The sequence below is a fragment of the Blautia ammoniilytica genome, from assembly GCF_025566965.1.
In the GTDB taxonomy this organism is placed as follows: Bacteria; Bacillota; Clostridia; order Lachnospirales; family Lachnospiraceae; genus Blautia_A; species Blautia_A ammoniilytica.
Genome location: NZ_JAOQJL010000005.1, coordinates 122,778 through 146,457, shown reverse-complemented (window position 1 = coordinate 146,457; position 23,680 = coordinate 122,778). Strand labels below are relative to the sequence as shown.

19 protein-coding genes, 2 tRNA genes and 2 rRNA genes are annotated in these 23,680 nt (G+C 43.9%); 18 read left to right on the top strand and 5 right to left on the bottom strand.

What is annotated here, in order from left to right:
- The 11 genes from rrf to OCV61_RS04020 form a co-directional block, all read left to right on the top strand.
- A 5S ribosomal RNA gene (rrf, locus tag OCV61_RS18970) occupies positions 1 to 90 on the top strand; the annotation flags it as partial.
- 414 nt (positions 91 to 504) lie between these two features.
- A 23S ribosomal RNA gene (locus OCV61_RS04065) occupies positions 505 to 3,390 on the top strand.
- A gap of 71 nt (positions 3,391 to 3,461) precedes the next feature.
- A tRNA-Asn gene (locus OCV61_RS04060) sits at positions 3,462 to 3,534 on the top strand.
- Between the two features lie 7 nt (positions 3,535 to 3,541).
- Positions 3,542 to 3,613: transfer RNA gene (locus tag OCV61_RS04055), tRNA-Cys, on the top strand.
- 316 nt (positions 3,614 to 3,929) lie between these two features.
- Complete coding sequence (locus tag OCV61_RS04050; protein WP_262582673.1) at positions 3,930 to 4,877, top strand: TAXI family TRAP transporter solute-binding subunit; 948 nt, start codon at positions 3,930 to 3,932, stop codon at positions 4,875 to 4,877.
- 33 nt (positions 4,878 to 4,910) lie between these two features.
- A complete protein-coding gene (gltS, locus tag OCV61_RS04045) occupies positions 4,911 to 6,098 on the top strand; it encodes a sodium/glutamate symporter (protein ID WP_158420767.1) in 1,188 nt (395 codons plus the stop codon).
- Positions 6,099 to 6,115: 17 nt separating this feature from the next.
- A complete protein-coding gene (locus tag OCV61_RS04040; protein ID WP_158420766.1) occupies positions 6,116 to 6,301 on the top strand; it encodes a hypothetical protein in 186 nt (61 codons plus the stop codon).
- 64 nt (positions 6,302 to 6,365) lie between these two features.
- Positions 6,366 to 7,535, top strand: coding sequence for a PP-loop family protein (locus tag OCV61_RS04035; protein WP_158420765.1), 1,170 nt, complete (start codon positions 6,366 to 6,368; stop codon positions 7,533 to 7,535).
- Entirely contained in the window at positions 7,528 to 8,349 is an 822-nt protein-coding gene (larE, locus tag OCV61_RS04030) for an ATP-dependent sacrificial sulfur transferase LarE (protein ID WP_158420764.1), read from the top strand. Before OCV61_RS04035 ends, larE begins: the two co-directional genes overlap by 8 nt.
- Before the next feature lie 186 nt (positions 8,350 to 8,535).
- Positions 8,536 to 9,840, top strand: a complete 1,305-nt coding sequence (locus tag OCV61_RS04025) for an O-acetylhomoserine aminocarboxypropyltransferase/cysteine synthase family protein (protein ID WP_158420763.1) — start codon at positions 8,536 to 8,538, stop codon at positions 9,838 to 9,840.
- A gap of 19 nt (positions 9,841 to 9,859) precedes the next feature.
- Entirely contained in the window at positions 9,860 to 10,597 is a 738-nt protein-coding gene (locus OCV61_RS04020; protein WP_158420762.1) for an HAD family hydrolase, read from the top strand.
- A 14-nt stretch (positions 10,598 to 10,611) separates the two neighbouring features.
- On the opposite strand, the gene OCV61_RS04015 is transcribed toward OCV61_RS04020, so the two are convergent.
- From OCV61_RS04015 to OCV61_RS04000, 4 genes are all read right to left on the bottom strand, one after another.
- Positions 10,612 to 11,787 carry a DHHW family protein gene (locus tag OCV61_RS04015; protein ID WP_262582672.1) on the bottom strand — a complete coding sequence of 392 codons (1,176 nt, stop codon included), beginning with the start codon at positions 11,785 to 11,787 and terminating at the stop codon, positions 10,612 to 10,614.
- A gap of 23 nt (positions 11,788 to 11,810) precedes the next feature.
- Positions 11,811 to 13,199, bottom strand: a complete 1,389-nt coding sequence (locus tag OCV61_RS04010) for an MBOAT family O-acyltransferase (RefSeq protein ID WP_158420761.1) — start codon at positions 13,197 to 13,199, stop codon at positions 11,811 to 11,813.
- A 63-nt stretch (positions 13,200 to 13,262) separates the two neighbouring features.
- The gene (locus OCV61_RS04005) at positions 13,263 to 13,739 is read right to left on the bottom strand and encodes a DUF4358 domain-containing protein (RefSeq protein WP_158420760.1); all 477 of its coding nucleotides are present in this window, start codon (positions 13,737 to 13,739) and stop codon (positions 13,263 to 13,265) included.
- Positions 13,736 to 14,533 (bottom strand): GDSL-type esterase/lipase family protein, encoded by a 798-nt coding sequence (locus tag OCV61_RS04000; protein WP_158420759.1) that lies wholly within the window; start codon positions 14,531 to 14,533, stop codon positions 13,736 to 13,738. Before OCV61_RS04000 ends, OCV61_RS04005 begins: the two co-directional genes overlap by 4 nt.
- Positions 14,534 to 14,799: 266 nt before the next feature.
- Between OCV61_RS04000 and OCV61_RS03995 the strand changes: the two genes are divergently transcribed.
- The 4 genes from OCV61_RS03995 to OCV61_RS03980 all read left to right on the top strand — a co-directional run bounded on the left by OCV61_RS03995 (position 14,800) and on the right by OCV61_RS03980 (position 18,992).
- The gene (locus tag OCV61_RS03995) at positions 14,800 to 15,594 is read left to right on the top strand and encodes an HdeD family acid-resistance protein (protein WP_262582671.1); all 795 of its coding nucleotides are present in this window, start codon (positions 14,800 to 14,802) and stop codon (positions 15,592 to 15,594) included.
- A 3-nt stretch (positions 15,595 to 15,597) separates the two neighbouring features.
- Positions 15,598 to 16,422, top strand: a complete 825-nt coding sequence (locus OCV61_RS03990) for an arginase family protein (RefSeq protein ID WP_158420757.1) — start codon at positions 15,598 to 15,600, stop codon at positions 16,420 to 16,422.
- A complete protein-coding gene (locus OCV61_RS03985) occupies positions 16,412 to 17,185 on the top strand; it encodes a prolipoprotein diacylglyceryl transferase (protein ID WP_158420756.1) in 774 nt (257 codons plus the stop codon). The genes OCV61_RS03990 and OCV61_RS03985 overlap by 11 nt, the downstream gene beginning before the upstream one ends.
- 97 nt (positions 17,186 to 17,282) lie before the next feature.
- Complete coding sequence (locus OCV61_RS03980; RefSeq protein ID WP_262582670.1) at positions 17,283 to 18,992, top strand: S8 family peptidase; 1,710 nt, start codon at positions 17,283 to 17,285, stop codon at positions 18,990 to 18,992.
- A 245-nt stretch (positions 18,993 to 19,237) separates the two neighbouring features.
- Here the strand turns inward: OCV61_RS03980 and OCV61_RS03970 are convergent, their stop codons facing one another.
- Positions 19,238 to 20,278, bottom strand: a complete 1,041-nt coding sequence (locus OCV61_RS03970) for a LacI family DNA-binding transcriptional regulator (protein WP_158420755.1) — start codon at positions 20,276 to 20,278, stop codon at positions 19,238 to 19,240.
- 285 nt (positions 20,279 to 20,563) lie between these two features.
- Between OCV61_RS03970 and OCV61_RS03965 the strand changes: the two genes are divergently transcribed.
- The 3 genes from OCV61_RS03965 to OCV61_RS03955 are packed head-to-tail and all read left to right on the top strand — an operon-like array spanning position 20,564 to position 23,677.
- Complete coding sequence (locus OCV61_RS03965; RefSeq protein WP_158420778.1) at positions 20,564 to 21,937, top strand: ABC transporter substrate-binding protein; 1,374 nt, start codon at positions 20,564 to 20,566, stop codon at positions 21,935 to 21,937.
- A gap of 13 nt (positions 21,938 to 21,950) precedes the next feature.
- A complete protein-coding gene (locus OCV61_RS03960) occupies positions 21,951 to 22,823 on the top strand; it encodes a carbohydrate ABC transporter permease (protein WP_158420754.1) in 873 nt (290 codons plus the stop codon).
- Entirely contained in the window at positions 22,823 to 23,677 is an 855-nt protein-coding gene (locus OCV61_RS03955; RefSeq protein WP_158420753.1) for a carbohydrate ABC transporter permease, read from the top strand. The genes OCV61_RS03960 and OCV61_RS03955 overlap by 1 nt, the downstream gene beginning before the upstream one ends.
- The last annotated feature ends 3 nt before the right edge of the window (positions 23,678 to 23,680 follow it).

Here is a 23,680-nt window from a genome sequence, read left to right as displayed (position 1 = left end):
CCCGTTCCCATCCCGAACACGACGGTTAAGACCTAAGCGGCCGATGGTACTGCACTGGAGACGGTGTGGGAGAGCAGGCGGGCGCCAGATCAAAAAAAGAAGAACCGGGGATATCCCTGTTATGATAACTGGTTTTACCAGTGATTAGAGGTTTTAAAAGGATTTAAGATTTCTAATGACTGATAAAATATCAGTCATAAATGTACCTTGAAAACTGCATACATGTAAGTTTGTGTATAAGATACACAAGCATCCTTGATATAAAACGTTAATATACCATGTGAGTGGGGAGCGTAAATGCACTTCGTAAATCTCCGATTTACTCAGTCGCAGCTGCGCCGCATATACAGCCTGCCAAAAGCCTTTACGGAAGCAAGCTTCCGGCAGCCTTTTGTACAGCCTGTGCATTTACTTGGTATAACGCAAGATAGGAAGACATCGATAACAATGTTATCAAAAGAGAATCGAGAGACCGCATCGCCTACGCTAGGGCGATGAAGCAAATGGTCAAGCAATAAGGGCACAGGGCGGATGCCTTGGCACTAAGGGCCGAAGAAAGACGTGACAAGCTGCGATAAGCTTCGGGGAGGAGCAAATATCCAATGATCCGGAGATCTCTGAATGGGGAAACCCACATGAGCAAACCTCATGTATCCATGCGCCAATCCATAACGCATGGAGGGGAACCCGGGGAACTGAAACATCTAAGTACCCGGAGGAAAAGAAAGAAAACTCGATTCCGCAAGTAGCGGCGAGCGAACGCGGAAGAGCCTAAACCGGAATGCGTGCATTCCGGGGTTAAGGACTGCAAAAATGATCTGCCGATCCTAACAGAACGGTTTTGGGAAAGCCGGCCGAAGAGGGTGAAAGCCCCGTAAGTGAAAGGAAAGGCAGCATGGCAGGATCCAGAGTACCACGAGACACGAGAAACCTTGTGGGAAGTCGGGGGGACCACCCCCCAAGGCTAAATACCACTTAGTGACCGATAGCGCAGAGTACTGTGAAGGAAAGGTGAAAAGGACCCCGGGAGGGGAGTGAAAGAGAACCTGAAACCCTGTGTCTACAAGCTGTGGGAGTGCCATATGAGCACGACCGCGTACTTTTTGTAGAACGGTCCGGCGAGTTACGCTTACTGGCAAGGTTAAGTCCTTAAGGGACGGAGCCGTAGGGAAACCAAGTCTTAACAGGGCCAAAGTCAGTAGGAGTATACCCGAAACCGGGTGATCTACCCATGTCCAGGCTGAAGCTGCCGTAAGAGGCAGTGGAGGGCCGAACCCACATCCGTTGAAAAGGGTGGGGATGAGGTGTGGGTAGGGGAGAAATTCCAATCGAACCCGGAGATAGCTGGTTCTCCTCGAAATAGCTTTAGGGCTAGCCTCGGTATCGAGTCTTGCGGAGGTAGAGCACTGAATTTCCTAGGGGGCGTCAAAGCCTACCGAAGAATATCAAACTCCGAATGCCGCTAAGATATGACCGGGAGTCAGACTGCACGAGATAAGTTGGGCAGTCAAAAGGGAAAGAGCCCAGACCTTCAGTTAAGGTCCCAAAGTGTGCGTTAAGTGGAAAAGGATGTGGGATCTCCAAGACAACCAGGACGTTGGCTCAGAAGCAGCCATACATTCAAAGAGTGCGTAATAGCTCACTGGTCGAGAGGTCCTGCGCCGAAAATGTCCGGGGCTGAAACGCACCACCGAAACTAAGGAACCGAAAGGTTGGTAGAGGAGCATTGCATACGGGACGAAGCAGTACCGAAAGGAGCTGTGGACTGTATGGAAGAGAGAATGCCGGAATGAGTAGCGAGAACAAGGTGGGAATCCTTGTGGCCGAATATCCAAGGTTTCCAGGGTAAAGCTGATCTGCCCTGGGTGAGTCGGGGCCTAAGGCGAGGACGAGAGTCGTAGCCGATGGACAACAGGTGGAGATTCCTGTACTGCGGTATGACAGAACTGTGGGGACACGTAAGGAAAGCGGAAGCCGGGAATGGAAAGCCCGGTGCAAGCAGGGTACCAGTGCGGAAGGCAAATCCGCCGCACAATGGGAAGCTGTGAAGCGGAGCGAAATAAAGTAGCGAAGTCCGTGAGCCATGCGTCAAGAAAAGCCGCTATTGTTTGTACCGTACCCGTACCGTAAACCGACACAGGTGGATGAGGAGAGAATCCTAAGGCCGGCGGAAGAAGCATTGTCAAGGAACTCGGCAAAATGGCCCCGTAACTTAGGGATAAGGGGTGCCTGTGGAAACAGGCCGCAGAGAATAGGCTCAAGCAACTGTTTAGCAAAAACACAGGTCTATGCGAAACCGAAAGGTGAGGTATATGGGCTGACGCCTGCCCGGTGCTGGAAGGTTAAGAGGAGAGGTCAGAGCAATCGAAGCCTTGAATTTAAGCCCCAGTAAACGGCGGCCGTAACTATAACGGTCCTAAGGTAGCGAAATTCCTTGTCGGGTAAGTTCCGACCCGCACGAAAGGCGTAATGATTTGAGCGCTGTCTCGACAATGCATCCGGTGAAATTGAAGTACCAGTGAAGATGCTGGTTACCCGCGCCAGGACGGAAAGACCCCATGGAGCTTTACTCCAGTTTGGTACTGGGATCCGGTATTGCATGTACAGGATAGGTGGGAGGCTGAGAATGTGCAGCGCCAGCTGCACAGGAGCCGCTGTTGGGATACCACCCTTGCAGTATTGGGTTTCTAACCAGCCGCCGTGAACCGGCGGTGGGACAATGCCAGACGGGGAGTTTGACTGGGGCGGTCGCCTCCGAAAGGGTATCGGAGGCGCCCAAAGGTTCCCTCAGGATGGACGGAAACCATCCAAAGAGTGCAAAGGCAGAAGGGAGCTTGACTGTGACACCGACGGGTGGAACAGGTACGAAAGTAGGGCTTAGTGATCCGGTGGTATTAAGTGGGAATGCCATCGCTCAACGGATAAAAGCTACCCTGGGGATAACAGGCTTATCACTCCCAAGAGTTCACATCGACGGAGTGGTTTGGCACCTCGATGTCGGCTCATCGCATCCTGGGGCTGTAGTAGGTCCCAAGGGTTGGGCTGTTCGCCCATTAAAGCGGTACGCGAGCTGGGTTCAGAACGTCGTGAGACAGTTCGGTCCCTATCCGGCGTGGGCGTAGGATATCTGAAGGGAGCTGTCCTTAGTACGAGAGGACCGGGATGGACGGACCGCTGGTGTACCGGTTGAGCAGCCAGGCTCATGGCCGGGTAGCCAAGTCCGGAAGGGATAAACGCTGAAGGCATCTAAGCGTGAAGCCCCCCCTGAGATGAGATATCCCATTCGAAAGAAGTAAGACCCCTTGAAGACGACGAGGTAGATAGGCTGGAGATGGAAGTGCAGTAATGTACGGAGTTGACCAGTACTAATCGGTCGAGGGCTTGACCAAAAAGCAGGTTAAAGATTCCAAAGGATGTCAGCATGTATGTGGTTTTGAAGGTACAAAATACTTTCAGGTTATTCCTCCTTAGCTCAGTCGGTAGAGCATGCGGCTGTTAACCGCAGTGTCGTTGGTTCGAGTCCAACAGGGGGAGTTGATATGGCGCAGTAGCCAAGTGGTAAGGCATAGGTCTGCAACACCTCGATTCACCGGTTCAAATCCGGTCTGCGCCTTTTTGATTAAGTCCTTGATTATCAGGGACTTTTTTTTATGTAATAGCGGGATGGATTGAGAAACTCATGGAACTTGAAGTAGACTTGCTCGCTTTGTTATTCAAGAATGCCTCGGCATTCTTGCTGCGAGGTGCGCGTCATGCAATTGCATGACATACTTCTACTGCGCACCTCTGCAATCCTGCCGGAGGCTATATCAGCTGGGGGATTGACTCCCACCACTGATACTAGCTTGTTTCTCACCACCTATAGAGGTGGGAGTCATCTCCCAGCTGATATAATATGAAATTACCAAGAATATGCAGGAGGAAGAAGGATGAAAAAAAAGGGAATACTATTTTTAGCAATGGTTCTGCTTTTAACCGGATGTATAGGTTCGATAGGTCATATTCGATTTGGTGCAGCTGGCATCGGCGGTATGTACCATGCGTTTGCAGATACCTTTGGGGATCTTCTCACAGCAGATCAGGAGGAGAAGCAAATTGAAGTAAAGACAACTGCCGGTTCTGCTGCTAACCTGCGTTTGTTATCTGAAGGGTATATCCAGATGGCAATTGCCCAGGAAGATATGACCAGGGCTGCATACCAGGGAACTGGCTCATGGACAGACGGTAAGAAATATCAAGGGTATAGTGCTGTGGCAGGACTTTATATGGAAGCATGCCAGATTATTGTACGTGATGAGTCAGAGATTCAGACAATTGATGATCTTCTTGGGAAAAAAGTCAGTGTAGGTGAAGAAGAATCCGGAACAGAAGAGAGTGCAAAACAGATTCTTTCAATATACGGTATTTGGGACAATTTAGGAGAAAAGGTACATCTTGATTATACAGATGCAGCACAGCAGCTTCGGGATGGAAAGATTGATGGATTTTTCTGTACAGCCGGAGCCGAGACAACTGTAATCAGTGAGTTGTCAAAACAGTGTGATATCCGGTTGCTAAGCCTGGACGAAAAAAATATTGACAAAATGATAACTGTAAATCCTGCTTATTCCAGATATACTATACCTGCCGGAACATATAACGGACAGGAAGACGAGGTACAGACGGTAGGGGTGCGTGCACTGCTTTTGGTCAGTGATGATCTGGATGCAGAAACTGTAGAATGGATCACCAGAATTTTATTTGAGAAAAAACAGGAAATCCAATATGCGCTTTCTGCAGATATTACTTTGAATGAAAATGCAGCAGTTCAGGGAATTGGAATCCCTTTCCATGAAGGGGCTGCCAGCTATTATAAATCTTGTGGCATCAATGTGTAAAATCGGAAAAGAAAAATAACAAGAGGAGTAACGATGAAAATTGAATTAGATATGTATCAGACAATGGCAGCTGCTGTGCTGGTTTTAATGCTTGGTAAGGTCCTGAAACGCAGGATCAATATGCTGGAAAGATTTTGTATACCTGCACCAGTGATTGGTGGTGTGCTGTTTGCCATATTTACCTGTGTCTGTTATGTGACAGGGGTAGCGGAATTTCAGTTTGATGACATCTTGAAAGAAGTGTGTATGGTATTTTTCTTTACATCAGTTGGATTTCAGGCAAATTTGAAAGTATTGAAAAGTGGTGGAAAGGCATTGATCGTTTTTCTTGGACTTGTGATTGTGTTGATCTTTTCACAGAATTTGCTGGCCGTAGGTCTTTCTAAAATTCTGAGGATCAATCCACTTGTGGGCTTGTGTACAGGATCAATTCCAATGGTGGGAGGACATGGTACAGCCGGCGCCTTTGGAACAGTTCTTGAGGATTTTGGGATAAGTGGTGCAACTACTCTTTGTACAGCTGGTGCGACCTTTGGGCTGATTGCCGGAAGTATGCTGGGAGGACCAGTTGGAAAACGTCTGATTGAGAAGAAAAATCTGTTGGATACAGTAGTGACAGAGGATGACAGCCTGTTGGTTGAGGAAGAAAAGAAACATGCGCGGCATACAAGCATGTACCCGGCAGCTGTTTTCCAGCTGATCATTGCCATGGGGATCGGAACGGTAGTATCAAGACTTCTTTCTTTAACAGGAATGACCTTCCCTATTTATATCGGTGCAATGATCGTGGCAGCATTTATCCGTAACATTGGAGAATACTCCGGCAAATTTACTATTTACATGGGGGAGATCAATGATATTGGCGGTATCAGTCTTTCCATGTTTCTTGGAATGGCCATGATCACTTTGAAGCTATGGCAGCTGGCAGATTTGGCTCTTCCACTGCTGGTATTACTGGCAGGTCAGACAATCCTGATCTTTCTGTTTACTTATTTTGTGGTATTTAATGTTATGGGAAGGGATTATGATGCGGCGGTTCTGTCCTCTGGCGTGTGCGGATTTGGTATGGGAGCAACGCCCAATGCAATGGCAAATATGCAGGTACTCTGCGAAAAATATGCTCCATCAGTAAAAGCATATCTGCTTGTTCCGCTGGTAGGCAGTTTGTTTGCAGATTTTATTAATAGTTTGGTATTAACTTTGTTTATTAATATATTATAATGGCAAGGAGAAGAGAGATGCTGGGAAGGAAGAAAAAAGGGAAAAGGGCTGAATATAAGGTGACAAGTGAAAATCTGGCTGTTCCAGAAATACACACAGGGGAAGTGGATCATAATGACGATACGGACAAAGAAAAGCATGAAGAATCTATTACCTATGAGAATGTGGCAATACCGGAGATACACATTGTAAAAAGAAAATAATTGGTGCAGCTGTTTGGGCATTGAACGGTTACAAAGAATCTATAAGAAAGAGATGGAAGCAAAGGTGAAAACAATCGGAATTGAAGAACTGGAGCAAAAGGAAATCCAGTCAGGAGAGATTATTGACATCCGTCCACAGGATCAGTACAGCCGAGGTACATTCCCTGGTGCTGTGAATATTCCAATGGAAGAATTTGAAGACAGACTTGGGGAACTTGATAAAGAAAAGATATACTATCTGATCTGCCATACAGGGGAGCACAGCCAGGAATATGTACATCTTCTGGAAGAGCAGGGATATCAGGCAGTAAATGTAACTGGTGGATACAGAGCCTACCTGAAGCTGACTTTATCAAGGTTTATGCAAAAAGATTCAGAGGAAGAAAAGAAGCAGAAAACAGCAGATATTGAGAGAAGCATTATAAAGAAATACAGAAAGACCATATGGCGTCCTTTTACCAAAGCTTTAAATGAATATCAGCTGATCCAGGAAGGGGACAAGGTAGCTGTCTGCATTTCAGGAGGAAAGGATTCCATGCTTCTTGCCAAGCTGATCCAGGAAGTACAAAAGCATGGCAAAATCCATTTTGAGCCGGTATTTCTCATCATGAATCCGGGATACAATGAGGACAACTGGAATATTATCCAGGATAATGCAAAGCTTCTGGGGATTCCTTTGACTGTATTTGAAACAAATATTTTTGATACAGTAGCAGGGATCGACAGGAATCCATGTTATCTTTGTGCACGTATGCGAAGAGGATATCTGTATGCAAAGGCGAAAGAACTTGGATGCAATAAAATTGCACTGGGACATCATTTTGATGATGTGATTGAGACGATCCTGATGGGAATGCTGTATAGCGGTAAGGTAGAAACAATGATGCCAAAGCTGCATAGCCAGCACTTTGAAGGGATGGAACTGATCCGTCCTTTGTATCTGGTACATGAGGACGCGATCAAATCCTGGAGAGATTACAATGGCCTGCATTTTATCCAGTGCGCCTGCAGATTTACAGAGAACTGTGTAAGCTGTGGAGGCGGCAGAGGTTCAAAGAGAGATGAGATGAAAGAACTGATCGCACAATTCAGGAAGACCAGTGATGTGATCGATACCAATATTTTTAACAGTGTGCGGAATATTAATCTGCGTACAGTGATCGGATATCATAAAGATGACATGACCTATAATTTCCTTGATGACTATGACAAAAGAGGGATGAAAAATGAGTGAAGAAATGATCGTAACCAAGGAGCTAAGAGATAAACTTCACCAATTAAAGGACTATATCAAAGAACTGGGAAGTGTTGTAGTAGCTTTTTCCAGTGGGGTAGATTCTACCTTTTTACTTAAAATAGTGCATGATGTATTAGGAGACCAGTGCATGGCTGTAACTGCAATGTCCTGTTCATTTCCCAAAAGAGAACTGGATGAGGCAAAAGCCTTTTGCGAAAAGGAAGGAATCTGCCACAGGATCGTTGAATCTGAAGAGCTGGAGATTGAGGGCTTCTGTCAAAATCCAAAGAACAGATGCTATCTTTGCAAAAAGGAACTTTTCCAGAAAATAGGAAAGATTGCAAAAGAAGAAGGATTTGCTGCAGTGGCGGAAGGGTCAAATATGGATGATAATGGGGATTATCGTCCTGGACTTCAGGCAGTGGCAGAGTTGGGAGTAAAAAGTCCGCTAAGACATTGCAATCTTTATAAAGCAGATATTCGTGCCCTATCCAGGGAAATGGGATTACCTACCTGGGAAAAACAGTCCTTTGCCTGCCTTTCTTCCAGATTTGTATATGGAGAGACTATTTCTAAGGAAAAATTGGGAATGGTAGATCAGGCAGAGCAGCTTCTTCTGGATCTTGGATTTCATCAGTTGCGGGTACGTATCCATGGTAAGATGGCCCGTATTGAGGTCATGCCTGAGGAATTCCAAAAGCTTCTGGAAAACAGGGAACAGATCGTTGCAAAGCTGAAAGAATATGGTTTTACTTATGTGACTATGGATCTGCAAGGATACCGGATGGGAAGTATGAACGAAACACTCTGATTTTTCTGATAATTTAAAGAACATTATGAAATTGCATTTGATATAGAAACAAACTATAACAGGATATTTTTTTTGTGTATTAGACAGATGTTTCCTACAGTGTTAGTATGTTATCAATGAAGCAGAGAACAAGGCTGAAAGCTTTCTGCGAAAAGAATAAGAAAGATAAATCGGAGGAAATACAAAATGGCAGACATCAAAGATTCAAAGAATTGGGGATTTGAAACCAGACAGTTACATATTGGACAGGAGCAGGCAGACCCTGTAACAGATGCAAGAGCAGTACCGATCTATGCTTCCACTTCTTATGTGTTCCACAATTCCCAGCATGCAGCAGACAGGTTCAGCCTTAAAGATGCGGGAAATATTTATGGAAGACTTACCAATCCAACAGAAGATGTATTTGAGCAGAGAATCGCTTCCCTGGAAGGCGGTGTGGCAGCATTGGCAGTCGCTTCCGGCGCAGCAGCCATTAATTATACCTTCCAGGCGCTTGCTAAGACTGGTGAGCATATTGTAGCTTCCAAGACTATTTACGGTGGAACCTATAATCTTCTTGCACATACATTACCGCAGACAAACGGCATTACAGCTACATTTGTAGATCCTGAGGAAGACGGCTCATTTGAGGCTGCAATCCAGGAAAATACAAAGGCCATCTTTGTTGAGACACTGGGTAATCCGAATTCTAACCTGGTGGATCTTGAGACACTGGCAAAGATAGCACATAAGCACAATCTTCCGCTGGTAGTGGATTCCACTTTTGCAACGCCTTATCTGGTACGTCCGCTGGAATACGGCGCAGATATTGTGGTCCATTCAGCAACCAAATTTATCGGCGGCCATGGTACAGCCATTGGTGGCGTGATCATTGACGGAGGCTCCTTCGACTGGAAAGCAGCTGGCAAGTATCCATGGATCTCTGAGCCCAATCCAAGCTATCATGGTGTATCCTTTACTGATGCAGCAGGTCCGGCAGCTTTTGTTACCTATATTCGTGCGGTTATCCTTCGTGATACAGGTGCTACGATTTCACCGTTCCATGCGTTTATGTTCCTTCAGGGACTGGAAACCCTATCCCTTCGTGTGGAAAGACATGTAAGCAATGCTTTAAAGATCGTTGATTATTTGTCTAAACATCCCCAGGTAGAGGCTGTGCATCATCCTTCACTGCCTACAGAGCCAAGCCACCAGTTATACAAGAAATATCTTCCTAATGGCGGCGGATCCATCTTTACCTTTGAGATCAAGGGAGATGCTAAGACTGCCCAGAAATTTATTGACAACCTGGCAATCTTCTCATTGCTGGCAAATGTAGCAGATGTAAAATCTCTTGTGATTCATCCTGCCACTACTACTCACAGCCAGTGCACAGAGGAAGAGCTTCTTGATCAGGGCATTAAGCCTAATACTATCCGCCTTTCCATCGGTATTGAGCGTGTAGAGGATCTGATTGCAGCTTTGGATGCAGCATTTGAGGCAGTTAAATAAAGAAGCTGAGATATAAAGCATGAGATATAAGAATTATATTTTTGATTTATATGGCACTTTGGTAGATATCCATACAGAAGAGGATAACCAGGAACTTTGGGAAAAGATGCGTCTGTTTTACGGCTATTATGGCGCTGTGTACAGGTCTTGGGAAGAAATGTGGAAAACTTACGGTGCATTGGTGGAAAAATACAGAGAACAGGGGGAAGCGATGAGAAATGACGGCCATGAGGCCTGCCCGGAAATACAGATCCAGCTGGTATTTGCAGATTTGTTTAAAGAAAAAGGGGCACAGCCATCAGAGGAACTGGCTGTTCATGCAGGACAGATGTTCCGTGTACTTTCTACTGAATATATCCGCCTGTATCCGGGGGTTCCAAAGCTTTTGGACAGATTAACCCGGCAGGGAGGAAATCTGTACCTTCTTTCCAATGCACAGAGGATATTCACCGCTTATGAACTGGCTTTTCTGGAACTGGAAAAATATTTTAAAGGGATTCTGATCTCTTCCGATTATTCCGTTATGAAACCAGATCCGGAGTTTTTCAGGCTTCTCCTGCAGAAATATGATTTAAAGCCGGAAGAAAGTATTATGATCGGAAATGACGAGATTTGCGACATAAAAGGTGCACAGAAGGTTGGCATGGATACCTGTTATATTCATTCTAATATTTCACCGGAATATACAGGAAAAGGAAAGGCCACATATACATTGATGAAAACAGATATGGAAAAGCTGTTCCAGACGATCAGCTGAAAAAACAGGGAGCGTTAAGCTCCCTGTTGTGGTGTTAAGGCAAGTTCCAATGAAGTATCACTGAAAAAAGTATTTGCATTATAAAGATATAAAACTTCCTGGATATTTTCTACTTCCATTAATTCTTCAAGATCACCGTAATAGTATCTTGGATCTATCATGATGATGGTCCGGTAATAAGGTGCTAAGAACGGAACAAAGCAGTTTGCGTAGGAATCTTTTAATACAAGAAGTGTACGCTCACTTTCTGTGGCAGTGGAAATCTTGATCTGCGGGAAATTGCCTCCAAAGAACATGGCATATTTATCCCTGGTATCCAGCTGCTCTGTGGAATAAAAACTGGCTGATTTTTTTTGCTGAGATACATAATTTACTACAGAAGCAGGTGTATCTTCATTTCTTGGAAGGAACACATCAATTTCATCCGTTTCATTGGAGCGAAAACCGCTTTTGGCAGATAAGGTACCTTGGAAATGGGTAGTTACCGGAAGCTTATCATATGGAATGGAAGAGGAATCAAGATCCATGGCACCGGCTGCCTGTAGGAATGCAAAATAGGCACCCTGGGTGGTCCAGTGATGATCAGTATGATAATAGATCCCATCGTCTTTATGGCTGGTCAGTGTATCACGTACATCAATAAAGGTAACGCCCTGAGCAGTTACTGCATCCCTTACTGCATCCAGATATTGATTCTGATCCTTTACCGGGGCAGAAGCAGGAAGCTTGTCTTTCAGTATATTTACAGCATTTGGAGCAATCAGCACATATTGCTTCAGATCCGGATGGTTAGAAGCAAAGGCTGTCATAGCATTAAGAGTACGGTCAAGCTGTTCCTTGGAAGGTGGTGTAAAATCCTCCATCAGGTAGCCGCTTTTGCCAAGATAAACACCGTTTCCATCTGTTTTACCAAGTACACGGTCTGTGGCTGCCTTTATAGTGACCCACAGATCACGGAGAGGAAACTGGTCATTTACATAGGTTTCATATTGGGTCTCATAATTGCCGGAGGCAATCTGGGACAAGTCAAAGCCGGGTCTGGAAGAAAGCACCCGGTTTTCTTTTTCAGAAAAACTACGGTCTGGCTTTACCAGGCTGAATATCATAAAGATCAGAAGCAGGATTGCAAAAAGAATCCCCATGATGTGGAAGAAATACTGGTAACTGAATCTTTTTCTTTTCATTTTCATTTTATGACCTCATAAATTCTGGTTTAGAACTTCTGGTATAAGAATGGTGTATAGGAATTATATACCATATAAGCAATACACAGTAAAAACAGAAGCAGATTAACGGCTGCTGCTGCCTTTTCATTTCGCTGTATCAGTCTTTTAAAGGACTGGTACAGACCTGGACGGCAGGCCAGGATGCTGATCACAAAAAGGATCAGACCTGTTTTAAGATAGTAAACAGCTGTCCTGTCCAGAAAAGCAGATGCACCGAAGCCAAACATAACTGACAGGTAATGCCCCATGGAAGAAAAATCTGTCTGACTGAAAAATACCCATCCGATCATAACTGCGATCATGGTGTAAAGATTAGCGGCCCATTTAGGAAGCTTTGGCAGGAAATCCTTAAGGACAAATTTTTCAAGTAGAAGGAGCAGTCCATAATATAATCCCCAGAAAATAAAATTCCAGCTTGCACCGTGCCATAAACCGGTCAGTGCCCATACAACAAAAATGTTGCGGATATGCTTTGGAACTGAAACACGGTTGCCCCCAAGAGGGATATAGATATAATCCCGGAACCAGCTTCCAAGAGAGATGTGCCATCTTCGCCAGAATTCTGAAACGCTGGTGGAAATGTAAGGATAATCAAAGTTCTTAAGGAAATCAAAGCCCATCATTTTGCCAAGTCCGATGGCCATATCCGAATATCCGGAAAAGTCAAAATAAAGCTGCAGGGTGTATGCAAGGATACCGATCCATGCAGTCAGTACGGAATTGCTTCCAGAACTGAGAATGGAAGTATAAATGGCAGAAAGGTTATCTGCAAGCAGTACTTTTTTGGCAAGACCCTTGGTAAAATATTCAGCACCAAGTCCCAGCCGGGTCAGGCTGATGGAACGCCGGGTAAGCTGTCCTTCAATATCTGCATATCTTACGATCGGTCCTGCAGACATGTGCGGAAACATGGTACTGTAAACTGCATATGTAAGGAATTTGCGCTGTGGTGACACTTTTTTCTTAGATACATCCAGGATATAGGAAAGGTTCTTAAAGGTATAAAAAGAGATTCCTATAGGCAGTGCCAGCTGGGGATGGGCAATGGAAATCCCTGTGATTGTGCTGAAGGTATCCAGAAGAAATCCCCAGTATTTGAAAAAGCCAAGGATCAGAAGGTTTATGGTGACTGCAAAAATAAGATTCTTTTTACGGCCTTTGGGATCCTTGTCAAGATGATCGATCTCCAGTGCCATGTAATAATTAAAAAAGCTGGAAAACAGCATAAGAACCACATATATCGGATCGCCCCAGGCATAAAAGATCAAGCTGCCAATAAAAAGCAGAATATTCCGGAACTTCTCAGGTACAAGGTAATAGAGAAGCAGGAACGGGGGTAAAAAACAAAAAATAAAGAAAATGCTGCTGAATACCATAATGATTAATCTCCATAAAATGTAATTAGGCAATCTGCAGACCCAGATGGCCAGGAACAAATATTAAATCAGGGAAAGAAAAGCCTGACGCCAGGAGGATGCATCCTCACCGCAGAAATAGTAAACATAATTCCCCTTGGAACCTACCTCAGCCTTGTTCAGAAGAGCCATTTGATCAGTTCCGTATCCTCCGAAAATGTTTTTCTGGCTGGAAAGGTGATCCTGGGCAGCAGTAAGAAAGCTTTCTGCCTGTGATTTGTCTTTTGCTTTTACAATGAAAGCTTCTTCTACAGCCATAGGTGAGGCTGCTTTGTAAAAGAAATAACCGTCTGTATCTGTATCATTGATCTGGTAACAGCGCTTAAGCTGCACCCGGTCTTCCTGCCCTAGCTGGGTAATGGCGTCATATTTTTCCATGGACTTGGCAATGGTATCCATGGAAACATCCTTGGCATAATCGGCCCGGTAAAGCAGGATCAGATAAACTGCCAGAAGTATGACCATTGTTGATTTTATGATAAGTGATTTTTTATTTTTCATATAAGACCTGCCGTTTCTGCCATATAAGTAAGCCATTTAGGATAATAATCCATGATCACATGTTCACCATCCGGTTCGTACATGCTGGAATCCTCCACAAGGAAGGTGTTATCAATAAAGGTACAGTCCATTTCATCACAGAAATCCGACAAAGCCTGGTTGAACTGTGAATAGTAGCCAAGGGCCGGATTGCTGGCAATGGCAAAATCCTGGATAGGCAGGATGCTGTTGATATAAATTGGCACATCTGGGAGAGCATCCTTAACCATCTGAACTTTCTCCCTATAGGCATCGATAAAGCCTGTAGGATCTCCATTGTAGATTTCCAGGTCATTGGTACCAAAAGCAAGAAAAACATGGCTGGGATTCAGACTGATGGCGGTACTGAACTGCTCCTGGGCATTTACAACAGACAGGCCCCTTTTACTGACAACTACGTCTGTGTCCAGATATCCGTATTCTGAAATGGCCTGTGTAATGGAATCACCTACGATCACACTTCCTGCAAAAGCCTGACGGATCTGTACATTGGTTAATATACCGGAAGAATTGACAATATCCTCTCGGGCCTGGGCATCTGCCTGTGCATCCAGCTGTCCCTGGATATCCGAAATGGCCTGCTCCACAGAGGAAATGTCTGTATTTTCAAGCTCCTTTAAACGGGCAACATTTTGCTGGCATACTTGTGATTCACTATCAGAACGTGAGAATAAAAAAGTTATCCCGGCTGTCAGAACAACGGCGACGGGGATAACCGTCAAAACAATTCGTGAATGTTTTATTTGTTTTTTCAAAATGGTAAATCCTTCCTAAATCATAATGGAATACAATCAAATCATACATAATGGAATATAATCAGATTTTGATCTTCGAGATAATTCGACTTTTTCATTATAATACCACAGTGGAAAACTTCAAGTGTAAACGGGGCTTTTGCACTTCCAAATTTACGTTTTTAAAGATAAATAATCCTGCACAAATTGCACAAACAGGAAAGGAATGCCTATGGACGAAAAAAGGCAAAAGAGGTATACTAAAATACATCAAGGAGGTATGTGCCATGAGCGAAAAATTAAGCAAGTTATTAAAAGGACAGATCGTAACATCTGTTTTTTATATCCTGTTTGGGATCTGTCTTGTATTTATGCCTGTAGGTACAGTGAATCTGCTATGTAAAGTAGTATTTGGACTGGTATTGATCGGAGCAGGTCTGTACCATATTTTCCTTTTTGCCGCAGAAAAAGACAAGGCTACGATCCTGGATCTGTTTTCAGGTGTGATCGTATTTGTGATCGGCCTGTTTCTTTTTACAAATCCTCAGATCGTAGTGAAACTTCTTCCGCTGATGCTGGGAGCACTGGTATTGGTGGACAGCATCTGGACTCTTCGGGGTAGCATGAAGCTGAAAAAAAGAACACAGGAAACGTGGAAATTCCTTCTCATTGAAAGCCTTGTATTTGTGGGACTGGGTGTATTTCTGATGATGTATAATTTCCAGAGCATTAATGGAATGCTGATGTTTGCCGGATGGGCCTTTCTGGTGGACGGTATTCTGGATGTAGTATCATTTGTTATGTTGAAAAAGGGGCTGTCAGGGGAAGTACAGACTGCAGCAGATGAAACCCCTGAGAAACATGCCGAAAAAGAACCGGATACAAAGGCAGAAGAGGCAGCAGAAGAGGCAGCAGAAGAGAAAGAGATCATTCCAGAGTGGAATTCCAGGGCAGCTTCTGTAAGTACAGAGGTGATTCCTCCAGAGGATGTAACAGTAGAGGACACCCAGGAGATTTCCGAAGCGGAAACAAAAGAAGAGAACCCGGAAAGCGATCATCTGGAAGAACAGGAACAGAACTGATTTATGGAAAAAGAAAGAGAATCCGGAATCCTTCTGATGAATTTGTCAGGGGCATATGAAGAGCAGGATTTCTGGAGAGAGGAACGATCCACATGGGTTCGGCTGGAGGATCTTTCCGGTACCAACTGCTATTGTGATGAACCGGCAATCAGGGCAATCAGGGAAAAGATCGGAGAGTTTACACTTTCAGGGATACATTTTATTGATTCCGGCAATTATCATTATATGACCAGGATCTGGATGGATAAGGCTAAGAACCCGTTTTCTCTGCTTGTATTTGATAATCATACAGATATGCAGCCCCCTGCTTTTGGAGGTCTTTTGTCCTGCGGCGGATGGATAGCAGATGCACTGGAATCTGTGGAATTATTGGATCATGTGTTTCTTGTGGGACCGGATCAGTCGGCATTCCACCAGGTGCAGCAGGTGTATAAGGAACGTGTCACATTTTTTAGCAGGGAAGATCTGCAAGCTGCCCGGCAAACTAACAGCAGTTCCGGTGTGGCGGCTTCTTTTTTGGAGATGCTTTCAGAGTATGAGAAAAAAACAGGGAAGTTTTCGCCTGTGTATTTGTCTGTGGATAAGGATGTACTGAATGAGCAGGAGGTAAAAACAACCTGGAGTCAGGGAGATATGTCTCTGACAGAACTAAAAAGCTGTCTGGAGGAATTACAAAGTTTTTTGAAAGCGAGAAAGCTTCCTTTACAGGCTGCTGATGTGTGCGGGGAATGGGAGCCTGAAAACGGAGGAGCAGGGAGTCCGGCCGGACACGATCATGCGAATCATGAGTTGCTTGAAGTCTTGAAAGGATTTGATTATGAAGAATGAATTGCTGACCATTGGACCTTTTACTGTATACGGCTATGGTCTGATGATTGCTATAGGGATACTTGTTGCCTATTTAACAGGAGAGTACCGTGCTAAAAAGAAAAAAATGGATTATAACCAGGTATTCTATATTGTGCTCTGGTGTGTGGCTGGCGGTTTCGTAGGTGCAAAGATACTTTATTGGCTCACTGAATGGAGAATGATCCTTAAGGATCCTGGATTTCTGCTTGACAGCCTGACAGATGGGTTTGTGGTGCTGGGCGGGATCATGGGAGGAATACTGACAGCATATATTTACTGCCATATAAAAAAGATGGATTTTCTTAGATACTTTGATCTGTTGATCCCTTCGGTTGCATTGGCACAGGGATTTGGAAGGCTGGGATGCCTTCTGGCCGGCTGCTGCTATGGAAAAGAAACCGCTTCCCATTTTGCAATCACTTTTACTAATTCTGATTTTGCCCCTAACTATGTGCCCCTAGTTCCAACTCAGATTTATGCCAGTGTTCTTGATTTTGCCCATTATTTTGTGCTGATTCTGGCGGCAAAGCATCTGAAAGAGAAAGGCCAGGTGGCAGGTCTGTATCTGATCCTTTACAGTGTGGGGCGTTTTATCCTGGAATTTTACAGAGGAGATCTGGAAAGGGGAAATGTAGGTATTTTATCTACTTCTCAGTTTATTTCGATTTTTACGTTTTGTGCAGGGCTACTGTTGTTTTTATATGGGGCTGTACGTAAGAAAACGGTTGATATGCGGATCTGAATCTTTCAAATAGAATAAAACAGAAGCGATAGGCATAAGCTTAACCAATGATTCGTAGTTGGGTGAGGTTATGCTTATGTTCTTTTCGCAGGAGGAATTGAATCAGGAAATTCCTTTGCAGGAACAACAGTCAGTGGTACCTGCACAAAGTGAAGAGTATGGAAATTTTATTGTAAAGTATGTACAGAATATGCCAAGTCCTCTTGAAGAGATACCGGGAGCAAGCCTGTATCCGGTTAGTGAGGTGTACGGAGTACTATATGTGCCGCTGGCACAGCTTCCACCGTTGGAAATAAACAGTGATTCCTATAATACAATTCCTAAGTGTTATACTTATATGGATCTGAATGCACTGGGTGCATCCGGTATTACCAGGCTTCATAATCATCCTTATCTGGGGCTTAAAGGAAAGGGGACTGCAGTAGCGGTGATCGATTCAGGGATTGATTATCAGAATCCGGTTTTTTCGTCACCTTCAGGCACCAGGATCGCCTGTATCTGGGATCAGTCCCTTATGGGAGACGGAGACGGGATGGCTCCTTATGGAAAGGTTTATATGAAACAGGATATTGACCATGCCATGGAGCAGGAGAAGCCTCTTGAGGCAGTTCCTTCTGTAGATACTAATGGACATGGAACCATGCTGGCAGCAGTGGCTGCTGGGAATCTTGTACCTGAGGAGGATTTTTCAGGGGCTGCACCGGAAGCTTCTTTAATCGTGATAAAGCTTAAACATGCCAAGAAATATATTAAAGATTTTTATCAGATGTCTCAGGCTGAGGACGTGTTTCAGGAAGATGATATTATGATGGGGATGGCTTTTGCAATGAAATGTGCCCGTGCACTGGGCATGCCCCTTTCCATCTGTCTGGGTCTTGGTACCAGTCAGGGAGCACATCTGGGAAAAAGTCCTTTAAGCCAGTATGTGGATTACTTGGCCGGTTTTGCACAGGTATCTGTATCTGCAGCCGCAGGAAATGAAGGGGCATCCAGACATCACTTTGCCGGTGCTTTGGGAGATCGGAGAGGTGAGTCTGTAGCAGAGCTGCGGGTAGGAACTGGGGAAAAAGGATTTACAATGGAATTCTGGGGAGAACCACCGGAAATATACAATCTTTCCATACAGTCTCCCACAGGAGAAAACCTGGAGATAAGTTCCTTCCTTGGAACAGTTACCCAGGAATTGTCTTTTGTTTTTGTGGAAACAAAGATCTATGTAAATTATGTACCGATTGAACGACAGACTGGGAATACCCTGGTATTTTTCAGATTTGTAAGTCCGGCTTCTGGAATCTGGAAGATTTTTGTGCGTGAGAGGGAAAATCATAATATTAATTTTCATATCTGGCTGCCTGTGGAAGGACTGATCTCCAATGAAACCTATTTCCTGGAACCGTCCCCTTATTCAACTGTTACCTCCCCCGGCGATTCTATGGAAAGTATGACGGTAACAGCATATCAGTATCGGGATAACAGTATTTATCTCTATGCAAGCCGGGGCTTTATGCCCAATGGAATGGTAGTGCCACAGCTGGCAGCACCGGGAGTTGGTATACGTGTCCCGCTTCTTAACGGTACCTACGGGGAAGCCTCTGGTACCAGCCTGGCAGCGGCCCAGACAGCAGGCGTGGCAGCTCTTATGTTTGAGTGGGCCATTATCCGCAAAAATCAGCCTTATTTTACAGGAACCAGCGTGAAAAATTATCTCCAGCGAGGAGCCAGACGTGAGGAAAATTATCCATATCCAAACAGAGAGTGGGGGTATGGAAGGATGGATCTGTATCATACATTTGAGTTGTTGACGTAATAAATTTACTTGAGAGAAAGGATTTGTATGTAGCTTTTATATGCAGCAGGATCTGCATTTTTTGCAGGTGTAACATCTATTTTTGCAAAATGTGGGATCAAGAAAACGGATTCCACAGTAGCAACAGCAGTAAGACTCTTCTTTTCCTGATTTTCTTACTTTGTATTTGGAGAAAAGCTGAATAAAAAAGAAGCCCTTGGACTGTTCCTGCTTACTGCAGGAACGGTTGCCATGGTCTTTCTTCATTAAAAAATATTTTTTTCTGTAGTATCCCTTAGAATCAAAAGAGGGGGGATGGTTTTATGGACAGGCTCAGATAAAGGGGCAGGATTGCGCTTTTTCTGGGAGTCCATAAGTCCTACCAGAAGCTTCATGGATTCCTGGGCAATCTTGTTGATTTGCTGTCCTACAGTACTGATGGGAATCACTGCTTGGCGGGAAATAGGGGAATTATCAAAGCCTACCAGATAAAAATCATCAGGCAGCTTTCCATATCTGCGGATCAGAAGATTAAGAAAAACACTGGCATAGGTATCGTTGGATATGAATATGCCTTTTTTCTTGTCTGGATATTTCATTTGGATCTGATCCAGAATACAGGTGAATTTCTGATGGAGATCCTCATCGTTAATTCCCAGGTCCTCAATAAACATTTCATGAGGAATCTGGTTTTCCCGACAATAATCAAGAAATCCCGAAATACGTCCGTATGCGGGGATATTTTCCTTTGTGGGACTATTAATGTGAAGCATGATCTGGCAGTGATGGCTGGCAAGAAGCTGGACTGCCTGTCTGGCACCGGAATAATTATCCGTATTTACACTGGAAATGTACAGATCTTCTCGTTCAATTGCCACAATAGGGATTTTCAGATCTGCAAGCTCTTTGGAAGGAATGGTGTGGCTGAGGACGATCAGTCCTTCAATCTGGTAAGCCATAAGTTCCTGAATATACTGACGTTCTGTATTTTCATTTTCATTTCCGATAAATACCAGAAATTTGTATCCATACTGTTCATAGGTACAGAGGATCTGATTCAGCATCTCTGAATAATAATGCAGATATAAGTTAGGGATAATGATACCGATAAATTCGGTCTTTCCATTGGCAAGGATCCGGGCCACTTTGTTTTCCTGGTAATTCAGTTTTACCAGTGCATCCGATATGATCTGCTGGTTCTCTGGGGTAATGGAATCTGGATCATTAAAATATCTTGAAATTGTTGTTTTGGAAAAGTTTGTAAATTTGGCAATGTCACTGAAGGTGACCTTCTTTTTTTTACCCATAATTGTTCCTTTTTTCGTAACTGCTATTTTATTATGTTTGTAGTATAGCAAACAAAATCGAATTATACAACCATAAGTAACCGGTTACATAAAGGAAAGTAACCGGTTATGCAAGACGCACAAAAATGAAAAATAAAAATAGTGCAGTATTCACGAAAATAAAGATGTATATTGACTTTTTAAGTGTATACAGGTAGGATATGAAATATAAAGTAACCGGTTACGTAACCGGTTATCCAAGAAGAATTGGAAGCAAAGAACGGGAAAGTACAGGAGGAATGTATGATGAAGCTTAGGCAGTGGAAAAGAACTGCAGCAATTGGTTTAAGCACAGTGCTTGCAGTTACATCCTTATCGGGATGCAGGTTCGGATTTGCCAGTGATCCGGATGATGAAAATGATACAGTAAAAGAGGAACCCATTGATACCTCTGTGGATACTTTTGCATACGATGAAAGTCTGCAGGGAACGAAGATCACACTTCTGAATTCCAAGGCGGAGATTCAGGTCGCCCTGGAGAAAATGAGCAAGATCTTTGAAGAAAAAGCAGGGGTGCATATTGAGGTTATGCCGGTAACAGAGGGAGATTCTCCTTATACCAAAGTTGTAAGCATGTATAATTCAGGAAATGCACCTACCATGGCGATTCTGGATACTACAGATGTTAAGGCTCTGGCAGATGAAAAAGCACTGGTACTGGACGGGGAAGACTGGGTAAAAGAAGCTGGGAATTATGCAACAGAGATTCAGGGACATATTTTCAGTATGCCCTTGTGCGTTGAAGGAAAAGGCATTATTTATAACAAAAAAGTGATTGAAGAAACTTTGGGAAGAAACTTGAACCCAGATGAGATCAATACACTAGATGGTTTTAAAGCACTTCTGAATGAAATGCGGGATGCCGGAATGGAAAAACCAGTATCTCTTGCAAAGGAAGACTGGTCTTTAGGAGCCCATCATCTTCAGTACCTGTATGAAACTTACGATGGAACTTCGGAGGGGGCTGCCAAGGCAGTAGAAGACCTGGAAAACGGACAGCTGAAGGTAAAGGATTACCAACGCGTATCCCAGCTTCTGGATTTGTTTGATGTACTGAAAGAATACAATGTGGCACAGGGAGATCCCCTTGGTGCAGATTATGATGAGATGGCCATTGATCTGGTTGATGGAAAAACAGCATTCTGGTTTAATGGTAACTGGGCATGGCCAAATATGCAAGAGGCTGGCGCCAAAAGTGATGATGAGTATGGTTTTCTTCCATATTTCCTGAATAATGACCCTGATGATTTTGTAAATACAAAGATACAGGCGGCACCCTCAAAGCAGGTAATGCTGGATGGTCAGCAGGCGTCAAAGGAGCAGCAGGATGCTGCAAAAGAATTTCTGAACTGGATCGTATTTTCTGAGATCGGACAGCAGATGCTTGTCAAAACCTGTAATCTGATCCCGGCATTTAAGAACAATCCAAATGAGCCGCTGGATCCTTTGAGTCGTGATATTTTTGAAAAGGTACAGACTGACCGGACTTATAATGCAGCAGCAGTTGTTCCAAACGATCACTGGTCTGTGCTTGGCGCTGCTATGCAGAAATATCTGGCGGACAGATGCGACAGGGAAGAACTTATGGATGCAATTCAGAACTATTGGGATGAGCAGTAAAAGGAGGAAAACCATGAATACGAAAAGGAAAGGTAAAGATTTCTGCATATTTGCACTGCCTGGTTTGTTTTGTTTCCTGGCAGTAGTGATCGTACCGTTTTTATATGGTGTTTATTTAACATTGACTGATTGGAACGGAGTGTCGTCTGTAAAGAATTTTGTAGGTCTGAAGAACTTTGCTGCCATGGCAAAGGATGCTCAGTTCTGGAGTTCTCTTGTACTTACTTTCAAGTATGTGATCGCTGTAGTAGTGCTGGTAAATGTACTGGCATTTTTGATCGCATATCTGTTGACCAGAGGTTTTAAAGGACAGAATTTTTTCAGGGCTGGTTTCTTTACCCCCAATCTGATCGGTGGAATTGTTCTTGGATATATCTGGCAGTTTGTATTTTCAAGAGTATTTGTAAGCATTGGAGAAGCCACAGACTGGAATCTTTTTGAGATCTCCTGGCTGTCAAAGCCGAATACAGCGTTTGCGGCCATGGTGCTTGTAACTGTATGGCAGCTGTCCGGATATATGATCCTGATCTATGTGGCAGGATTTACCGGACTGGATACAGAAGTTATGGAAGCAGCCAGCATTGATGGAGCTTCCGGATGGAAAAAAATGAAGAATATCATTCTTCCACTGATGATGCCATCCATCACGATCTGTCTTTTCCTGACGCTTTCAAGAGCATTTATGGTTTATGATGTGAACCTTTCTCTTACTGGCGGCGCACCGTATGGTTCCACTGAAATGGCAGCCATGCATGTATACGAAAAAGCTTTCACATCCAGACAATTTGGTACAGGCCAGGCAGAAGCTATTGTATTGTTCCTGATCGTTGCATGCATCAGTGGAATCCAGGTTTATATCACTAAGAAAAAGGAGGTAGCTGCATAATGAACAGTTCATCAGGAGTTCAGAAAAGATCAGTAAGAACCTTTGCAATGGCAGGGATGATCCTTATTTTTATAGCTTATATGTTTCCATTTCTGATGGTTGTGATCAATTCTCTGAAGCAGAAAAGAGATATTATTAAAAGTCCTTTTTCCTGGCTTTTTACAGTGAAAGGCCTTTCCTTTGATAATTTTGCGAAAGCATTTAATCAGATGGATTTCCTGAATGCCATCAAGAATTCTCTGATCATTACCGTATCTGCAACAGCAATCGTTACAATACTGGCTGCTATGCTGGCATACTTTATTGTACGGAATAACAATCTGCTGACCAGAATTATTTTTGCCCTTATGGTTGCCTCCATGATCATTCCGTTCCAGGCCATTATGATCCCGCTGGTAAGCATTTACGGAGGAACACTGAATCTGCTGAACCACAGACTTACTCTGATCTTTATGCATGTAGGGTTTTCCATGTCCATGACAGTGTTTATGTTCCATGGTTTTATAAGGGGCAGCGTGCCAATTGCATTGGAGGAGGCAGCATATCTTGACGGATGTACACACACTCAGACATTTTTCAAGATCGTGTTCCCATTGCTGAAGCCGATCATGTCTACCACATTGATTTTGAATGCCCTTGCGTTCTGGAACGATTTCCTGCTTCCGTCACTGGTTTTGACAGACAAAAAGCTTTTAACATTACCTTTATCCACTTATAGCTTTTATGGCACATATTCTGCTGATTATGGCACGATTATGGCAGGACTTCTGTTATGTGTGGTTCCGTTGCTGATCCTTTATATCGCATTGCAGAAGCAGATCATTAATGGTGTTGTGGCAGGTGCTGTGAAATAAAAC